The sequence below is a fragment of the Cryobacterium sp. MDB1-18-1 genome (genome assembly GCF_004402735.1).
GTDB lineage: Bacteria > Actinomycetota > Actinomycetes > Actinomycetales > Microbacteriaceae > Cryobacterium > Cryobacterium glucosi.
This window is the reverse complement of the sequence record NZ_SOFR01000005.1, coordinates 20108-36683: the sequence shown is the minus strand read 5'-3', so window position 1 is coordinate 36683 and position 16576 is coordinate 20108. Positions and strand designations below refer to the sequence as shown.

Below are 16576 nucleotides of genomic sequence, written 5' to 3'. Positions count from 1 at the left end.
GGCCCGGCGCAGCACGGCGGCGCGCACCGGGTGCGCGGTCGCGGCCCAGGCCTTCTGCGCCGCGGCCGCGCCCGCGGCGGCCCTGGCCACGTCGACGGGGGTGGCGATCCCGATCCGGCCGATCTCGTCGCCGGTCGCCGGCTCGATGACCGGGAGATCGCCGCCTGACCCGGCGACCCACTCCCCGTTGATGTAGATCTTCCCCGACCACGCCGCGGGGTCGAGGAACGGGGTTGTCGCGGTCTCGTTCACGGTGAGTGTCATGGGCGGTTCTCCTTCAGGGTGATTGCGGTTGGGTAGGGGTGCGGAGGATCAGGAAATGTCGATTGTCACGACGGCGGTGCCGCCGGGCGGGGCGACGGCTCGGGAGACGCAGCAGCACATCGTGCCGCGGGAGTCCTTCTGGCGCTCGCTGTAGAAGACGTCACGGTGGTCGATGTCTCCGTCGAGGTCGAGCACGCGCACCTCGCAGAGTCCGCACTCACCCTTGCGGCAGTCGAACATCAGGTCGACCTCAGCGGCCTCGAGCGCCTCGAGCATGGTCTCGGTCGCCCGGACGGTGACCTCGGCGCCGATCCGCGGTATGCGCACGACGAAGTCCTCGGGGGCGAACCAGCCGCTGTTGCCGAAGGTCTCGAACCGGAGGTCGGGGTAGGGGAGCTCGCGTTCGATCCAGGCCCGGCGAACGGCGTCCATCAGCCTGATCGGACCGCACAGGTAGAGTTCGGTGCCCGGTTCGACCCCGCCGACGAGCTCGGTGACGTCGAGCGGGTTGCCTTCGTCGGTGATGTGGAGTCTCAGCCGGTCGCCGTGCGCGTTCTGCACGTGTTCGACGTAGGCCAGCGCCGGCCGGCTGCGCCCGGCGTAGACGAGCGTGTAATCGGCGCCGACCGACCGGAGCACCCTCGCCATGCCCATGACCGCAGTGATGCCGATGCCGCCGGCCAGCAGCACGTAGTGCGCGGCTCCGACGCGGAGGGGGAAGTCGACGATCGGCTGGGTGATCTCGACGGTGTCGCCGGGCCGGAGGGCGTGCATCGCCCGCGCGCCGCCGCGGGACCGCGGCGAGTCGAGCACGCTGATCGCCAGGGTCCGGCCGTCGGGGCCGGCGTCGACGACGGAGTACGACCGGCGGTCCAGAACCCCGCCGATCGGCACGCGCACGTCGATGTGCGCGCCGGCGTCGACCTTGGCCGGGTGGTCGGGCGCGAGCACGATCCGGCGGATGTCGTCGGTGAGGGCGGTCGAGTCGACGACCGTGGCGCGCTGCCAGACCGCCGCGTGGGACGTTGCCATCGTCGTCGCCGCCGCTCAGCCGGCAGCGACGGGCGCGGGCAGGCGTCCCTCCGCCGCGAGCTGACGTTCGATCAGCCGCCGCACCCACATCCCGCCCGCGTCGATGTTCAGGCTGTAGAACTCGTAGTCGGGGTTTGCGTCGATCGCGGCCTGCTGGGCGACGAGCATGTCCTCGTCTTCCCTGAAGACGCCGGAGACCCCGTCGCGCAGCTGGGTGGTGATCACCTGGCTTTCGAGCCGGTAATTGCGCATGAACGCCCAGAAGTAGCGGGAGGAACGGTCGGTGACGGGCGAGATCGTGTTCATCACATAGCCGTTGACGCCCTGGCTTCGATCGCCCTGCGGCGCCCCGGTGCCGGCCCGCGCGACACCGACGTCGATGTTGATCGTGGTCGGCGATTCGAAGTGGATGATCTGCCAGCGGTCGACCTTCCCTTCGAAGCCGGGAAACTTGTCGCGCATGTTCTTCAGCCAGAACGGGGGAGCGTCGATGCCGAGCATCCAGCGTTCCACGGTGACGGTCCGTTCGTCATGGTGCACCGTGAACTCGGATTCACTCAGCGCCTCCTGGCCGATCGAGGAACTGTGCACGAATTCCTCGTGGGTCAGGTCCATCAGGTTGTCGAGCACCAGCTGGTAGTTGCAGTCCACCGAGATCGTCAGGCCGTCTCCTGCCCACTCCGGGTCATCCATCTGGTGCATGTCGGGCACGAGCTCCGGGTCGGCCAGGGCTGCATCGCCGAGCCACACCCAGACGTAGCGGTACCGTTCCACGACGGGGAAGGACGCGACCGTTGCGCTCGGGTTGATGGTCTCCTGTGCCGGCATCGAGACGCAGCGGCCCGCCGAATTGTAGAGGATGCCGTGGTACGGGCAGCGGATGCCGTCCCGGCCTTCCAGTTTGCCCATCGAGAGCGGCGCCAGCCGGTGCCAGCACGCGTCGGCGAGGGCGACGGCGTCACCGTCCTCGGTGCGGTACAGCGCGAGCGGACGGTTCGCGACGGTTCGCGCGAGCGGCTTGCGATTGACCTCGTGGTCCCAGGCCGCGACGTACCAGGCGTTGAGCGGGTGGCCGAGGATCTTGTCGACGGTCGTTTCCTTCATCGGGACTCCTTCGTCCGGACATCATGCACCTGGCATCACAGCGATAGGTCAATGGAGGGCAACAATACCTATGTCGATAGTGAAACCACAAGACCCTTTCAGGGACCAGAATCAAACCATGAGCCTGCGCTACGCCCTCCTCGCGCTCCTGACGGCGCAGCCCATGACGGGCTACGACCTCGCCAAGTCCTTCCACAGCTCGGTCGGGCACGTCTGGAGCGCCCCGGACTCGCAGATCTACCCGGAACTGCGCCGGATGGAAACCGGGGGACTGATCGAGGCGACGGCAGTTGCCCGGAGTACCCAGGCGACCCAGGCGACGAAGCGGGTCTACCACATCACCTCGCTAGGTGAGCAGGCGTTCCGTGCGTGGATGGCCGAACCGGTCGAGTACTCGCGGGAGCGAGACCCGGCGCACCTGCGTGCGGCGTACTTCGAGTGGGCCGACCCGGACTCGGTCCGGGAGCAGCTCCGGGCGCACGTGCGGCACTGGGCCGGGTTGCGCGAGCAGTGGCAGGGCCAGTTCGCCGCGATCCGGGACCGTACGCATCCGATCTTCGTCCAGAGACTGTTGATCAGCCCGGAGTCCGAGCGGCCGCGCATCGCGGCGTACAAGCTCTTCGCCTACGAGGGGCTCATCGCCCGGGCCGAGCAGGAAATCGGGTGGGCCGAGCGTGGGCTGCGCCTGGCCGACGAGCTTGAGCCGAAGCCGCCCGAAAGCGTTCGCGGTAAGTTGGAAGAAGGCGGAGGGACCAGCCCCGGCGAGGAAGTTGACCTGTGAATCCGATTGAGTGGCTGTTCGACGCGCAACTTCAGATCGGTACGCAGACCATCCTCTGGCGCGAGGTGATCGGCAACGCGTTCGGGATACTGAGCGCAGTCGGTGGAATGCGCCGCAAGGTCTGGGCGTGGCCGGTCGGCATGGCGGGCAATGCGCTGTTGTTCACGGTGTTCCTCGGCGCCGTCTTCGGTACCCCCAACCCGGTGAACCTGCTCGGCCAGGCCGGCCGACAGGTGATGTTCATCATCGTGTCGATCTACGGGTGGATCCAGTGGTCGCGGAGCCGCCACTCCACCGTTCGCGCCGCGGTCGTGCCGCACTGGGCGGGCAACCGCACCCGCATCCTGCTCGGCCTCGGCATGGTCGCCGGCACCCTCGTGCTCACCCCGATCTTCCGTGCCCTCGGCTCCTTCGAACCGGTCTGGGCTGATGCCTGGATCTTCACGGGCTCCCTGCTCGCGACCTACGGCATGGCCAAGGGCTGGACCGAGTTCTGGCTGATCTGGGTCGCGGTCGACATCGTCGGGGTACCGCTCCTGGTCAGCGCCGGGTACTACGCCTCGGCGATCCTGTACGTGTTCTACGGGGCGTTCACGATCACGGGCTTCTTCATCTGGATGCGGGTGCAACGCCGCCGCAGGGACTTCGTCGAGAAGGAACTCACGGGCACGGCGTGACCCGCCCGCTTGACGAGCCTCGCCGCGGCCGACCACGGTCGAGTGTCGCCGGTTCCGCCCAGACGACCCGGTGTGCGGGCGATCCTCGGCGGGTGTGGCGGTACTCGGCGCCCGGGCTACCCGTCCGCGCTAGGGTGCGGGCCGCTCGATGAGCTCATTCCGTCTGCGGTCCAATCGACGCTGACGTCGATCAGCTGGTCGTAGGCGTCCGAAACGGTGAGGGGGCCTGCCGTCCCGAGCGAGCCCATGACCGTGGCGTTGAGGTGTAGCCCGCTCCCGGCGAGTTCGTCGAGCGTGGTGCACGCGCTCGTGCCGGTGAGGTCGGCGTTGCGGAGGATCAGGCAGTATTGGTCGTCACGGAGCCGTGCCGCGAAGACACTGTACGGCAGTCCCGTTTCGAGGACCGGTCCGAAAAGGCTGTGCACCGAGGTGTACTCGCCGCCAAGGGCGGGCGTGGTGTCGTCGGGCACGAATTCGGGCTGGTCGAAGACCCCGAGCAGGTTTCCGGCGGATGCGGCGGGCCCGGCCGTCTCGGAGGCTCCGGCCGTCGGGGTAGCGCCGCCAGAGGCATCCGTTGCGCCGGCCAGACCGCTCGCCTGCAGAACGAGCAGGGCGAGCACCCCGACCGCGGCACCCGCCAGCACCAGCGCTCCTGCGCGCAGCACGCGCAGGCGTCGCGGCGCCGCGGCTTCCGGCCCCGGGCCCGCTGCGGTTCCCGCCGCTGCATCCGCTCCTCCCTCCGCGAGAGTACGAAAAGTGCCCGTATCGGGGTCCGATAAGGGCACTTTTCGTACTCTCGCGGGAAGGAATGGTCCGGTTTTGGCGAGCGCGCCGGCCTCGAGGGTGGGGTACTGGCCGAGGAGTGCGTCGAGGTCGGCGGTGTCGCGGCCGAGCGCCAGCTGCAGGGCCGCGAGACGCTGCTCGTCCTCGGAAGCCGACTCGGGCGAGCGGGCACGGGAGTACACCGCCGCCTGCAACTCCGGGAGCTCGGCAGCGGGGTCCGGCCGGCCGGCCGGCGTCTCCGTGAGCGGATGCGCCCGCCACCAGAGGGCGTCGAGCACGTCGTGGCGACCCGGGTAGCCGCGGCGCAGGACTTCGTGGAGCGCGGCATCCGCCTGGGCAGCCTCGCGCAGTCGCCCGGCCTGCCGCTGCTGCTCGGACTCTGCGCTGATCTCGAATACCATTCCGGCCCCCCCGACGGTTGTGACACTCACCCTAGCGAGTGCGCCGCCGGGAACAGGTGCTGCCGGTCAGGAAGTGGGGTGCGGGGCGGTCTCGCTCGACACGACGCCGTCGGTACTGATCCTGATCGTGACGTCAGCGAGGGCGCCCGCCGGTTCGAGGGAGTCCTTGCCGAGGGTGAAGGGATTGACCGGCACCGTCGCCGTGAGGGTCAGGCCGCGGCGGGCGATTTCGGCGAGGCCGACGCACGCGCTCGCGCCCTGCTGGCCCTGGGTGCGCAGGATGACGCAGTAGAGGTCGTCGCCCCGCCGCGCGACGTACACGAAGGAGCTGGTCTCGCGCTCGACGAACATCGCGTGGATCGAATCCCGCCGGAACTCGGGACCGAGATCGATCGTGGTCTGGTCGGGGATCGGCGGCTGGTCGAAGAGCGCGAGAAGCCCTGGCGAAGCGGATGCCGCCGGCTCGGTGCCCGGGCCGCTCACCGGGCCGCCGAGGGACAACAGGGCAGAGGTCGTGGCGACGGCGATCCCGCCGAGGAGGAACCCGGCCGCGACGAGGAGCACGCTGCGCCGGCGGGTCGGCCCGCGGAACGCGCGGGCGGGACGTGCGGTCGCGTCGGCGTCGGATGTGCCGGCAGCATCGAGGGGGCGAGTGCCCCGGGAGTGGACGGCGTCGGGGGAGGCCGCGCCGTCGGGGAACAGCACCAGCAGTGCCTCGAGGTCGGTCGCGTCCTGCCGCAGCTGGGCGGTGAGGTCGTGGAGCCGCCGCTCACTCGCCTCGAGGGAGCCGTCCGGGCCCGGGCGCGCGTACACCGCGGCCTGCAACCGGGGCAGTTCTGCGGCGGGATCCGGTCGCCCGCCCGGGGTGCCGGTGAGCGGGTGCGCCCGCCACCAGAGTGCGTCGAGCACGTCGTGCCGGCCCCGGTAGGCGGCGCGGAGGTCGGAGGCGAGGGCGGCATCCGCTGAGGCCGCGGCGTGCAGCCGCAGCGCGACAGACTCCGTTGTCATCCCGCGGCTCCCATCGGTCGAGGTGTGTCCACTGTAACCAGTCGGGCGCGGCGTCACCGGTTCGATTGCCCGTTGCGGGGTCGGGGCACAATGGGACCATGCCGAATCGTCTTGCCGATGCGATCAGCCCGTACCTGCGCTCCCACGCCGACAACCCGGTCGACTGGCACGGCTGGGGCAGCGAGGCCTTCGCCGAGGCCCGGGCGCGCGACCTTCCGCTGCTCGTGTCGATCGGATACTCGACGTGCCACTGGTGCCACGTGATGGCGCGGGAGAGTTTCAGCGATCCCGACCTCGCCGCCTACCTCAACGCGCACTTCGTGAGCATCAAGGTCGACCGGGAGGAGCATCCTGAGGTCGACGCGACCTATCTCGCCGCAGCAAGCGCGTTCGTCGACGGCCTCGGCTGGCCGCTCAACGTCTTCGTGACCCCTGAAGGACGTGCTTTCTACGCGGGAACGTACTTCCCGCCGACCGCCGTTCCCGGCCGACCGGCGTTCCGGCAGGTGCTCGAAGCCGTCACGGACGCCTGGACCGACCGCCGCGCCGAGGTCACCGAGACCGGCGCTCTCGTCGCAGACGCGCTCGCCGCAGCCGCCAGACAGCAGGAGCTCGCCGATGCCGCCGTCGCTGCTTTCGATGGTGTCGACGGCAACGATGTCGGGGGAGTCGGCCCGCGGAACCTGCTGCCGCAGGGCAGCGTGCTTGACGGCATCGTCGAGGGCCTCGCCGTGACGGAGGACACCCGGTACGGCGGGTTCGGCGGGGCGCCGAAATTCCCCGTCGCCCCCGTCCTCGCGTTCCTGCTCGACCGCTCATCCGGCCGCAGCCTCGCCCTGCGCACCCTCAAACGGATGGGCGCCTCCCCGCTGCGGGACCCCGTGGAGGGCGGATTCTTCCGCTACGCCGTCAACCGGGACTGGAGCGAGCCCCACTTCGAGCGGATGCTCTACGACAACGCCCAGCTCCTGGACCTCTACACCCAGGCCTGGAAACTGACCGGGGAACAGTGGGCGCGCACGGTCGCCGAGGGCGTCGCCGAGTTTCTCCTCTCCGTGCTGCAGCTGCCCGACGGCGGTTTCGCGAGTGCCCAGGATTCCGAGAGCACCGTCGCCGGACGCCGCGTCGAGGGCGGCTACTACGCCCTCGACATCGACGCCCGGCGAACGCAGCCCAGCCCCGCCCTCGACGAGAAGGTGCTCACCGGCTGGAACGGCCTCGCGATCGGCGCGCTCGCCCGCGCCGGTTTCGCGTTCGGTGATTCCCGCTACACGGATGCCGCGGCCCGCGCCGCCGACTACCTGCTGTCCCGGCATCTCACCGTGGAAGCCGAAGCCGAATCCGCAGCAGAATCCGCAGCCGACTCCGCAGGTGACGGGCCGGTGCTCGTGCGAGCCTCCATCGCCGGCCGGTCCTCGACGGCGCGGGCTACCCTGGAGGACTTCGGGATGTTCGCACGGGGACTCCTCGAACTGGCACTCGTGACGGGTGAGGAACGCTACGCGTCCGCGGCGCGCCTCCTGGTGGACAGCACGCTAACGGCGACCACCGACACGGCCGCGACGACCGACACTGCCGCGACCACCGACACTGCCGCGACCGCCGACACGGCCGCCGCACGGTTCCGGGTCCCGGGCGGCTCCGATACCGTGCTGGTCGGCCAGGGACTCGCCCTCGAGGTCGACCCCTCCGAGGGCGCATACCCGTCCGGACGCTCGGCCGCCGCGGGCGCCGCTCAGCTGCTGTACCTGATGACCGAGTCGGAGAAGTACCGGGATGCAGCGGTCACGGCGGTCGTCCCGTTCCTCGCCCGTGCCGCGGAACGCCCGCTCGCCTTCGGTGCCGTCCTGCAGCTCTGCTCCGCACTGATCGCCCCCGTGGAACAGCTCGTGCTCGTCGCGCCAGACGACCGGGCCGCTGCGGCGGAACCCAGCGGTGACGCCGACCTCGACGAGCCAGGGGAGCCCGACTTCTCGGCCGCACCCTCCTTCTTCGATGTGCCCGCTGCCGTGAGCGTGACGGCACTCGTCGACAGCGCGAGGCAGCGGGCGACCGGCGTCATCGCATCCGTCACAGCGACCCAGTCCCGCACACTCGCCGCCGCCGGATTCGACCTCTTCGCCGGCCGTGTTCCGCTCCGCGACCGGCCGACGGCGTACCTCTGCCGCGACTTCGTCTGCCGCGTGCCGGTGACCGACCCTGCGGAGCTAACGATCCGGGAGACATCCGGGGAGATCTCTCCCGACGGGCCCGCGTCGCCCTAACATCGAGGCATCCCCTCCGCCACCGGCGGAATCAGCGAGAGGATCCCTCATGGTTCCCGAGATCAACATCTGGGCGGTACTGCTCGCCACCGCGTCGAGCATGGCCGTCGGGTCGGTCTGGTATTCGCGCCGGGTCTTCGGCGGGTACTGGATGCGTACGGTCGGCCATGACGAGGAGAGCATGCGCGGCAACGCGGTCGCTCCCATCGTGATCACCGTCCTCGTGAGCTTCGTCACCGCGTGGGTGCTCGCGGGCGCCATCGCGATCACGCAGAACTTCTACGGCGGCAGCTTCCTCGCCAACGCGCTGCTGACCGCGCTGATCCTCTGGGCAGGTTTCACCGCCGCCCGGATGGTCACCCACGACGTCTTCGACCGGCGCCCCGCCGGGCTCACCGTGCTCAACCTGGCCCACGAGCTCGTGACCCTCGAGGTGATGGCCCTGATCATCGGCCTGATCGGCATCAACTCCCTCTGAACCCGCGCCGGAGGTCCCGGCGCCGTCATCGGGGCGGGTCGCCGGGCAACGTAGACTGGGAGGAACGCTACCGCTTGCTGTCGGCTGCCGGTTCCCGGCTCAGACCGGGTCGCGGCCGCCGGCACGTACCGGACGCACTCTCCCCGGCAACACACGGTTGCCCCGTTGATGAGTGTTCCCATTTCCCGAGGAGGACCATGGTTACCGTCGATCGTTCAGCCGCAGAGCCGTCGGTCGTCCCGGTGAGCCCGGCCGGCACCGCCAGCGCTCCGGGCACCGCCAACTCCGCCAACCCCGTGCTCTCGCTGAGCACGGAACCCGAACTGGTCCTGCTCTCCCCGGACGCCCGCACCCGCCGCTTCGACCGCGACGACGTCGTCGTGCGCAAGGGCGAAATCGCCCTCATCAACGGCCACTTCACCCCGCACGAGTCCATGGTCAGGGACCTTCTCGCGATCGCCCACGCCCTCGACGCCGCCGGCATCGACTTCCTGCTCGTCCGCGGCGATCACGACCGCCCGGTCCTCGCCGTCGATCGCAAGCGCCGCAAGCACATCACCCGCGCGCTCGCCGAGGCATTCTCCAACGACCCCTTCTACGCCAAGCCCCTCGACGGGCACCTCACCCAGCCCCTCCTGCTCGCCGACGGCGCCCTCACCACCCTGCGCAAGTCATCCGTGTTCCGGGTCTACCGCCCGCGCATCGAACCGATCGGCCGCCTCCGGTACGGCGCCGAGACCGCGTTCCAGTTCGAGCTCTGGTTCTTCGGCGAAGACGAGATCGTCGCCCCGGTCGAGAACTCCCTGATGCGCAAGCGGATGCCGCGTGGCGAGGCCCGCGAGACCACCATCACCCTGTATGGGCGCACCTGGCGCACCCTGCAGCACATGTTCGACGATCTCGCGAGCGACGTGAGCTTCGACATCGACATGGTCTTCTCCTGGGTCGACGGCTCCTCGAGCGATTTCCAGCGCGAACGCGCCAAGCGGATGAAGGCATACGTCGTCGGCAGCGGCGACGAGTCCGACGCCCGCTTCCGGCAGATCGACGAGCTCAAGTACGCCCTCCGCAGCGTCTACATGTTCGCGCCCTGGGTGCGCCGCATCTTCATCGCGACGGACTCGCCGGCGCCCGAGTGGCTCGCCGAGCACCCGCGCGTCACGATCATGAACAGCGAGGACTTCTTCCCCGACCCGAGCGTGCTGCCGACCCACAACTCGCACGCCGTGGAGAGCCAGCTGCACCACATCCCCGGGCTCGCCGAACACTTCCTGTATTCCAACGACGACATGTTCTTCGGCCGCCCGGTCGGACCGGAGTTGTTCTTCTCGCCGGGCGGCGTCACGAAGTTCATCGAGGCATCCACCCGGATCGGCCTCGGCGAGAACGACCCGAGCCGCAGCGGGTTCGAGAACGCCGCCCGGGTCAACCGGGCGCTGCTCCGCGAGCGCTTCGGCAAGGTCACGACCCGGCACCTCGAGCACACGGCGGTGCCGATGCGGAAGAGCGTCCTGCTCGAGCTCGAGGCGGAGTTCCCCGAGGACTTCGCCCGCACCGCGGCGAGCCAGTTCCGTTCGGCGACCGACATCTCCGTGACGAACTCGCTCTACCACTACTACGCGCTGACCACCGGGCGCGCGGTCGAGCAGACCCAGGCCAGGTCGCTCTACATCGAGACGACGCTCAAGCTCGCGCTGCGCCAGATGAACAAGCTCCGCAAGCGCCGCGACCAGGACATGTTCTGCCTCAACGACGGCAGCTTCCCCGAGATCTCGGACGAGGTGCGCCGCGCGGCCGTGACCGAGTTCCTCGAACAGTACTTCCCGATCGTCGCGCCGTGGGAGCGCGAGGCGCAGGCCACCGCGAGCGGCACGCCTGCCGCCACGGACAGCGTCTCCCCGGGCGCCGAGTTCGCCCGGTTCGGCCGAGAGGGGCAGTCGCACCGGCGCATCTCGGCGGAATCGGGCGAACTCGCCGGTGCGGCAGTCGCGATCGCGCTCGGCCAGGCGCCGCGGCCCGCTTAGCCCAGAACCGGGATCGGCGTGGTCATCGGCGGCTCACGGAGCGCCGGGAGAGTGCCCGCGCCCATGATCGTGATGCCCGACGCGGCGAGGCGGCGGGCGCTCTCCTCCGGGTCGATGTAGTCGAGGGGGGCGTAGCTGCCGAGCGGTACGACCGAGTGCAGCACGGTGTCCGGGTAGACGTGCACGAGGTTGAACGCGCGGGCGCCGTCGCGGCCGCGCGTGCCGCCGACGGGCACGTTGAGGTCCTGCGTGTAGCAGGTGGCCGAGGCCACCGACACCGGGATGCCGGCGAACATCGCGGTCGAGGAGTAGTGCAGGTGTCCGGCGATGATGCTGCGGACATCCGTGCCGCGGAGCACCTTGGCGAGGCGGGCCTGGCCGCGGAGCTCGACGGAGACGGCGAGGTCGAGCACACTCGGAACGGGCGGGTGGTGCATTGCGAGAATGGTGCCGTCGGGAGCGGGAACTCTGAGTTCCTCGGTGAGCCAGGCGAGCTGGGCGTCGGTGACCGTGCCGAAGTGCTGGTGGGGCACCGAGGTGTCGAGCGTGATGATGCGGAGGCCGCCGATGTAGTCGACGCGGTCGATCGGTGCTGTCGACGAGGGCTGGCCGAGGAGTTCCGCGCGGAAGGCCGAGCGGTCGTCGTGGTTGCCCATCACCCAGATCACGCGGGCGCCGAGGCGGGCGGCGGCCGGCTCGACGATGCTGCGGACGAGGGCGTAGGCATCCGGTTCGCCCTTGTCGGCCAGGTCGCCGGTGATGATGATGGCGTCGGGACGGCCAGAGGATGCCTCGACCTCGGCGAAGAGTTCGGCGAGGTGCCGGGCGCTGTCGACCTGGTCGTAGAGCCTGCCGCCATCGGCCAGAACATGGGTATCGCTGAGGTGGAGCAGGAAATAGTCCGGCCTAGGGTATTCGGCCGTTCGCAGGTTCAAATGAACTTTCCATTCGTCGGGACTGTTTGCACTCATCGTTGAGTCGACTGACTCTACTCCGAATATTCGACCAGCCGACCTTGAACGGCCGGTGTATTCCAGACGAACATGCCGACGGGACCGGAGAAGAGCCGGCGGGGCCCGGCCGTTCGCGGGCAGCGGAAGCCCGTCCGCGAGCGCCGCCGCATCCGAGGGGTGCCGGGTCTTGCGCGCCCTGAATAGGCTGGGCGCATGGCTCGTTTCGTGCGTTTCTCCGAATTCGGCGGCCCGGAAGTCCTGCGGGTGATCACCGGCGATCCGCCTGCCCCCGGCCGCGGCCAGGTGCGGGTGCGGGTGCACGCCGCGGGGCTCAATCCCGTGGACTGGAAGATCCTCCGCGGCGGTCCGGCCGCCGGCGCGTACAGTGTCGTCCTGCCGAGCGGCAACGGGAATGATTTCTCCGGCGTCATCGACGGACTCGGTGCCGGCGTGACGAGCTGGGCCGTCGGCGACGCCGTGCTCGGCGGCTCGCGGATGTTCGCCCAGGCCGACTGGCTCGTCGTCGAAGCATCCGCCGTCATCCGTAAACCGGATGCGCTCGGTTTCGTCCCTGCCGGGGCCCTCGATATCGCGGGCCGCACCGCGACGGCGTCGGTGCGCTCGCTGGCGCTGACCCGAGACGACACGGTGCTCGTGAGTGCGGCCGCCGGGGGAGTCGGCGTCCTTGCCGCGCAGCTCGCCGTGCGCACCGGCGCGGCCGTTGTCGGAACCGCGAGCCCGGCGAACCACGATTTCCTCCGCAGTCTCGGCGTCATCCCCGTCGCATACGGCCCCGGTCTCGCCGACCGGGTACGCGCGCTCGTACCCCGGGTGACGGCTGCGCTCGACAACAGCGGTCCCGCCACGATCGACGCCGCCCTCGAACTCGGTGTGCCGGGCGGCCGCATCAATACGATCGCCGCGCGCGGCCACCGGGCCGATGCCGGCATCACCGGCGTCGGTGGGCAGGCGGTCCGCCCTGGCGACCTGGCCGCCCTCGCCAACCGGATCGCGAGCGGGGACGTGGTGCTGCCGGTCGACCGGGTATTTCCGCTCGAGGAGGTCGCGGACGCCTACCGCTACCTGATGGGCGGGCACGTGCGCGGCAAGGTCGTGCTCGCCCTGGTCTGAGCTCGCCCTGGTCTGAGCGGGGCGGATCAGGGGTGGGTCAGGGGTGAGTCAGTCCCTCGGTGGTTCCCGGAAGGGTGGGCCGGGTCACGGTGTCCTGCTCGTAGGGTTCGGAGGGTTCGGCCTGGGCGCTCGCGGCCCGGCGGCGCTCCTCTTCGAAGTCGCCCTCGAGTCCGCTGAAGCCCTCGGCACCGGCCGGGTGGGCGCCCCGCGACGTGGTCCCGCGTGCGGGATGGTCCTTGTCGGCGACGTGCCGACCGTGGTGTGCAGCAAACATGCCAGTCACGGTACGCCGCGTCCCCGCCGAGTCAAGGGCTAGCGTGCGGCGGGCACTTGTGCAGCGGTGGTTCGCGGGAGTCCCCGCACGGTGTACCTTCAACATCACAGCAGTTGAATTCTGCTGAGAAGGACCTCGGCGGCGTTCGGCCCCGGGGTCCTTTGCTTTGGCCCGGTGTCGCCCGGTGTCGCCCGGTGCCGTTGACTGCGACGTCCTGTTCGGTGTCCGATCCGGCGTTTCCGCGGCCTCACCCACGGTCTGTCCAGCGAGTCGTGCGAAGCTGGACTGTGCGCTCCCTCTCGACAACAGGATTCCTGCGATATCTCGGCGGCGCGATCGTCGCGTCGGCCGTCTTCGTCGCGCTGTACCTCTTTTTTGTGCGGACCCTGCACGGGCAGACGATGGACCAGCTCGCCTATGACGGCTCGATCTTCGGCCGTCGCAGCGTCACGGTCGTCACCCAGCAGGTGCTCGACCAGGTTCCGACCGTCTCGGTCGTGGCCGGCGCCGTCATCACCGGGATCATCACGGCCGTGCGCCGCGATCTCCGCACGCTCGTCGTCGCGGTCGTCGTCGCCCTGGGGGCCGTCGTCACGACTCAGGTCCTCAAGGACATCCTGCTCACCCGTCCCGATCTCGGGGTCGACGGTTACGCCGGCAACTCGTTCCCGTCCGGGCATACGACGGTCGCCGCGGCATCCGCTCTTGCCGTGTTCCTCGTCTCGAGCCCGCGGACCCGCTGGCTCGCCGCACTGCTCGGCTCGGCGTTCGCGGCCGTCGCGGGCGTCTCCACGCTCGCGAACGGCTGGCACCGCCCGAGCGACGTCATCGCCGGGCTCCTGGTCGTCGCGGTCTGGGGCTGCGCGGGCGGCATCGCGCTCTGGGTATGGGGCGCATCGCCCCGCCGCCTGCGAGCGCGCGGGTCGGCACGCCGGTTCGCGGCGGGGAACGCCGACCCGGACGCGGGGACCGGTCCCCTGGCCCCGACCCGCGGAACGCCCGCGATCGGATACCGCATCCAGCTCTGGTTCGTCGTGCCGTTCTGCCTGGTCGCGGCCGCGGCGTTCCTCGTGACGTTCTTCGGCGCCTCCGGCCCGAACAGCGAGGCCGTCATCGCCTACGTCGGCGGGGTCGCGGCGATCTGCGCCGCCGGATCCCTCGTCGCGTTCGTCGCAACCCACCTCTTCGACCGCCTGCCCTGAGCTGCGGGGCACCCGACCGGTCACGCGGTCCGGCGCGAATCGTCCGGCGCTCAGGCGCCGATCAGGACGAGTACGTGATAGACGACGTAGACCGGCCAGACGATCGCCTGGAGCAGCCCGAGGATCACACCCCAGAACGTTCCGCTCGAGACCGAGACGAAGTAGATCGCCGCTCCGATGTAGGCCAGGAAGAGGACGAAGCCCCACGGTCCGTCCCGCACGATCACCCGTCCACGTCCGTCCATGGCCATCAGCTCCTCCGATTCCGCACGCCCCGGTGACTGTCCTCTGGGCCTCAGGGTAGCCCGAGTGCAGCCAGCGCGACACGGGGCGGCCGCGCCGGTTTCGGCGGGCCGCGCCCGCCGTTTCGGGCGCGGCCTGCCGATGTGGGCGCGACTAGAGCTTGTGGATGTTCGTGCGGGCGAGCTGCACGGCCTCGCCGACGCCGCCGTTCAGCACGACTCGGGAGAGGGCGAGCGCGAAACCGCGCACCTGCGCCCCGGTGATCGTCGGCGGCATGCTCAGGGCGAGCGGGTCGGTGACGAGGTCGACGAGCGCGGGCCCGTTGTGCTCGAAGGCGCGCTCCAGGGCGCCGCGGATGTCGGCGGGATCCTCGACCCGCTGGCCGTAGATGCCGAGGGCGTTGGCGACGGCGGCGTAGTCGACGGCCGGAACGTCGACGCCGAAGTCGGGGTAGCCGTCGACGAGCATCTCGAGCTTGACCATGCCGAGGGTTGAGTTGTTGAACACGACGATCTTCACCGGCAGGTTCTGCGCGGCGACGGTGACGAGCTCGCCGAGGAGCATCGAGAGGCCGCCGTCTCCGGACAGGGTCACGACCTGGCGCCCCGGGTGGCTCGCCTGGGCGCCGATCGCCTGGGGGAGCGCGTTGGCCATCGATCCGTGCAGGAGCGAGGCGAGCATCCGCCTGCGCCCGTTCGGGTTGATGTACCGGGCCGCCCAGACGTTGCACATGCCGGTGTCTGCGATGAAGACGGCGTCGTCTGCGGCGACCTCGTCGAGGATCGAGGCCGCGTACTCGGGGTGGATCGGCGTGCGCTTCTCGACGTTGCGCGGGTTGCCGTCGACCTTGTGCATGAGCTGTTCGTGGTGCTTGAGGGTCTTCTCGAGGAAGCGCCGGTCGGCGGTGCGGGTGATCAGCGGGGTGACCGCGTTGAGCGTCGCCGCGACGTCCCCGTGCACCGGCACCGTGACGTTCGTGCGCCGGCCGATGTGTTCCGCACGGATGTCCACCTGCGCGATGACGACATCCGTGCCGTCGGGCAGGAATTGCGAATATGGGAAGTCGGTGCCGAGCAGGATGAGCAGGTCGGCGTCGTGCATGCCGTCGTGGGCGGCGCCGTAGCCGATCAAGCCGGTCATACCGACGTCGAAGGGGTTGTCGTACTGGATCCACTCCTTGCCGCGCAGGGAATGCCCCATCGGGGCGGCGAGCAGGTCGGCGAAGGCGACTACCTCGTCGTGGGCTCCTGCGACGCCGATCCCGGCGAAGATGGCGATCTGGCGGGCGTTGTTGATGGCGTCGGCGAGGCGCTGCACGTCGGCCGTCGAGGGCACGAGCGTGCCCGGCTTGGTCAGGGTGATGGTCGGCGCGGTGCCGACGGAGGGCAGCTCGGCGATGTCGCCCGGGAGCGTGACGACGGCGACGCCGCGGAGCCCGATGGCGTGGCGCATGGCCATGCTCACGACGCGCGGGGCCTGGGCGGCGGAGCTGACGAGTTCGCAGTAGTTGGAGCACTCGACGAAGAGACGGTCGGGGTGGGTCTCCTGGAAGAAGGAGCTGCCGATCTGGGCGCTCGGGATGTGGCTCGCGATCGCGAGCACGGGTGCCCCGGAGCGGTGGGCGTCGTAGAGGCCGTTGATGAGGTGCAGGTTTCCCGGTCCGCAGCTCCCTGCGCAGACCGCGAGCTCACCCGTGAGTTGCGCCTCGGCGCTGGCCGCGAAGGCCGCGGCCTCCTCGTTGCGCACGTGCACCCAGTCGATGCCGCCCTTCGCGGAGCCGCCGCTGCGCCGCACGGCGTCGACGATCGGGTTGAGGCTGTCGCCGACGATGCCGTAAATGCGGCGCACGCCGGAGTCGATGAGCTGGGCGATGATCTGGTCGGCGACGGTCGTGGCCACGGGACTCCCTCGGATAGGCGGGCACCGGCCCGCGGTTGGCGACGCGCGTCCCCGTTGC

At 70.1% G+C, this 16576-nt stretch carries 16 protein-coding genes; 7 read left to right on the top strand and 9 right to left on the bottom strand.

The features are described from left to right. The 3 genes from E3O50_RS01010 to E3O50_RS01000 all read right to left on the bottom strand — a co-directional run. Positions 1-264, bottom strand: a 264-nt coding sequence (locus tag E3O50_RS01010) for an aldehyde dehydrogenase family protein (protein WP_134564538.1), incomplete at its 3' end; no start/stop codon positions are given. Between the two features lie 48 nt (positions 265-312). After that, positions 313-1296, bottom strand: a complete 984-nt coding sequence (locus E3O50_RS01005) for a PDR/VanB family oxidoreductase (protein ID WP_134449360.1) — start codon at positions 1294-1296, stop codon at positions 313-315. A 15-nt stretch (positions 1297-1311) separates the two neighbouring features. Beyond that, entirely contained in the window at positions 1312-2400 is a 1089-nt protein-coding gene (locus tag E3O50_RS01000; protein ID WP_134449361.1) for an aromatic ring-hydroxylating dioxygenase subunit alpha, read from the bottom strand. 118 nt (positions 2401-2518) lie between these two features. Here E3O50_RS01000 and E3O50_RS00995 point away from each other — a divergent pair, with 118 nt between their 5' ends. Continuing rightward, positions 2519-3181, top strand: a complete 663-nt coding sequence (locus tag E3O50_RS00995) for a PadR family transcriptional regulator (RefSeq protein ID WP_134559922.1) — start codon at positions 2519-2521, stop codon at positions 3179-3181. After that, on the top strand, positions 3178-3858 hold the full coding sequence (pnuC, locus tag E3O50_RS00990; protein WP_134559920.1) for a nicotinamide riboside transporter PnuC: 681 nt from the start codon (positions 3178-3180) through the stop codon (positions 3856-3858). Before E3O50_RS00995 ends, pnuC begins: the two co-directional genes overlap by 4 nt. A 116-nt stretch (positions 3859-3974) precedes the next feature. On the opposite strand, the gene E3O50_RS00985 is transcribed toward pnuC, so the two are convergent. After that, a complete protein-coding gene (locus E3O50_RS00985; protein WP_134559918.1) occupies positions 3975-5042 on the bottom strand; it encodes a hypothetical protein in 1068 nt (355 codons plus the stop codon). 66 nt (positions 5043-5108) lie between these two features. Then, positions 5109-6050, bottom strand: a complete 942-nt coding sequence (locus tag E3O50_RS00980) for a hypothetical protein (RefSeq protein ID WP_134559916.1) — start codon at positions 6048-6050, stop codon at positions 5109-5111. 98 nt (positions 6051-6148) lie between these two features. On the opposite strand from E3O50_RS00980, the gene E3O50_RS00975 reads away from it, so the two are divergent. From E3O50_RS00975 to E3O50_RS00965, 3 genes are all read left to right on the top strand, one after another. Next, positions 6149-8314: a DUF255 domain-containing protein gene (locus tag E3O50_RS00975; protein ID WP_134559914.1), complete on the top strand. Its 2166-nt coding sequence runs from the start codon at positions 6149-6151 to the stop codon at positions 8312-8314. A gap of 49 nt (positions 8315-8363) precedes the next feature. After that, positions 8364-8792: a DUF1761 domain-containing protein gene (locus E3O50_RS00970; protein WP_134449367.1), complete on the top strand. Its 429-nt coding sequence runs from the start codon at positions 8364-8366 to the stop codon at positions 8790-8792. 197 nt (positions 8793-8989) lie between these two features. Further along, complete coding sequence (locus E3O50_RS00965) at positions 8990-10816, top strand: stealth family protein (protein WP_134559912.1); 1827 nt, start codon at positions 8990-8992, stop codon at positions 10814-10816. Here E3O50_RS00965 and E3O50_RS00960 read toward each other — a convergent pair. Further along, the gene (locus E3O50_RS00960; RefSeq protein WP_277870859.1) at positions 10813-11751 is read right to left on the bottom strand and encodes a phosphodiesterase; all 939 of its coding nucleotides are present in this window, start codon (positions 11749-11751) and stop codon (positions 10813-10815) included. The two genes, E3O50_RS00965 and E3O50_RS00960, sit on opposite strands and share 4 nt — an antisense overlap. 231 nt (positions 11752-11982) lie before the next feature. Here E3O50_RS00960 and E3O50_RS00955 point away from each other — a divergent pair, with 231 nt between their 5' ends. Then, positions 11983-12900, top strand: a complete 918-nt coding sequence (locus tag E3O50_RS00955; RefSeq protein WP_134449370.1) for an NADP-dependent oxidoreductase — start codon at positions 11983-11985, stop codon at positions 12898-12900. Positions 12901-12937: 37 nt separating this feature from the next. On the opposite strand, the gene E3O50_RS00950 is transcribed toward E3O50_RS00955, so the two are convergent. Further along, positions 12938-13174, bottom strand: coding sequence for a hypothetical protein (locus tag E3O50_RS00950; protein ID WP_134449371.1), 237 nt, complete (start codon positions 13172-13174; stop codon positions 12938-12940). A gap of 272 nt (positions 13175-13446) precedes the next feature. Between E3O50_RS00950 and E3O50_RS00945 the strand changes: the two genes are divergently transcribed. Further along, positions 13447-14376, top strand: a complete 930-nt coding sequence (locus E3O50_RS00945; protein ID WP_134449372.1) for a phosphatase PAP2 family protein — start codon at positions 13447-13449, stop codon at positions 14374-14376. Positions 14377-14426: 50 nt separating this feature from the next. Here E3O50_RS00945 and E3O50_RS00940 read toward each other — a convergent pair whose 3' ends face one another. Then, positions 14427-14621, bottom strand: coding sequence for a hypothetical protein (locus E3O50_RS00940; protein WP_241975437.1), 195 nt, complete (start codon positions 14619-14621; stop codon positions 14427-14429). 151 nt (positions 14622-14772) lie between these two features. Further along, positions 14773-16518: a pyruvate dehydrogenase gene (locus E3O50_RS00935; RefSeq protein ID WP_134559908.1), complete on the bottom strand. Its 1746-nt coding sequence runs from the start codon at positions 16516-16518 to the stop codon at positions 14773-14775. Positions 16519-16576: the final 58 nt, after the last annotated feature.

Excerpts from the sequence above, each read along its gene's own strand:
- E3O50_RS01005 (WP_134449360.1), bottom strand. The coding sequence starts at position 1,296 with ATGGCAACGTCCCACGCGGCGGTCTGGCAGCGCGCCACGGTCGTCGAC.
- E3O50_RS01000 (WP_134449361.1), bottom strand. The coding sequence starts at position 2,400 with ATGAAGGAAACGACCGTCGACAAGATCCTCGGCCACCCGCTCAACGCC.
- E3O50_RS00995 (WP_134559922.1), top strand. The coding sequence starts at position 2,519 with ATGAGCCTGCGCTACGCCCTCCTCGCGCTCCTGACGGCGCAGCCCATG.
- E3O50_RS00985 (WP_134559918.1), bottom strand. The coding sequence starts at position 5,042 with ATGGTATTCGAGATCAGCGCAGAGTCCGAGCAGCAGCGGCAGGCCGGG.
- E3O50_RS00980 (WP_134559916.1), bottom strand. The coding sequence starts at position 6,050 with ATGACAACGGAGTCTGTCGCGCTGCGGCTGCACGCCGCGGCCTCAGCG.
- E3O50_RS00975 (WP_134559914.1), top strand. The coding sequence starts at position 6,149 with ATGCCGAATCGTCTTGCCGATGCGATCAGCCCGTACCTGCGCTCCCAC.
- E3O50_RS00970 (WP_134449367.1), top strand. The coding sequence starts at position 8,364 with ATGGTTCCCGAGATCAACATCTGGGCGGTACTGCTCGCCACCGCGTCG.
- E3O50_RS00965 (WP_134559912.1), top strand. The coding sequence starts at position 8,990 with ATGGTTACCGTCGATCGTTCAGCCGCAGAGCCGTCGGTCGTCCCGGTG.
- E3O50_RS00955 (WP_134449370.1), top strand. The coding sequence starts at position 11,983 with ATGGCTCGTTTCGTGCGTTTCTCCGAATTCGGCGGCCCGGAAGTCCTG.
- E3O50_RS00950 (WP_134449371.1), bottom strand. The coding sequence starts at position 13,174 with ATGTTTGCTGCACACCACGGTCGGCACGTCGCCGACAAGGACCATCCC.
- E3O50_RS00940 (WP_241975437.1), bottom strand. The coding sequence starts at position 14,621 with ATGGACGGACGTGGACGGGTGATCGTGCGGGACGGACCGTGGGGCTTC.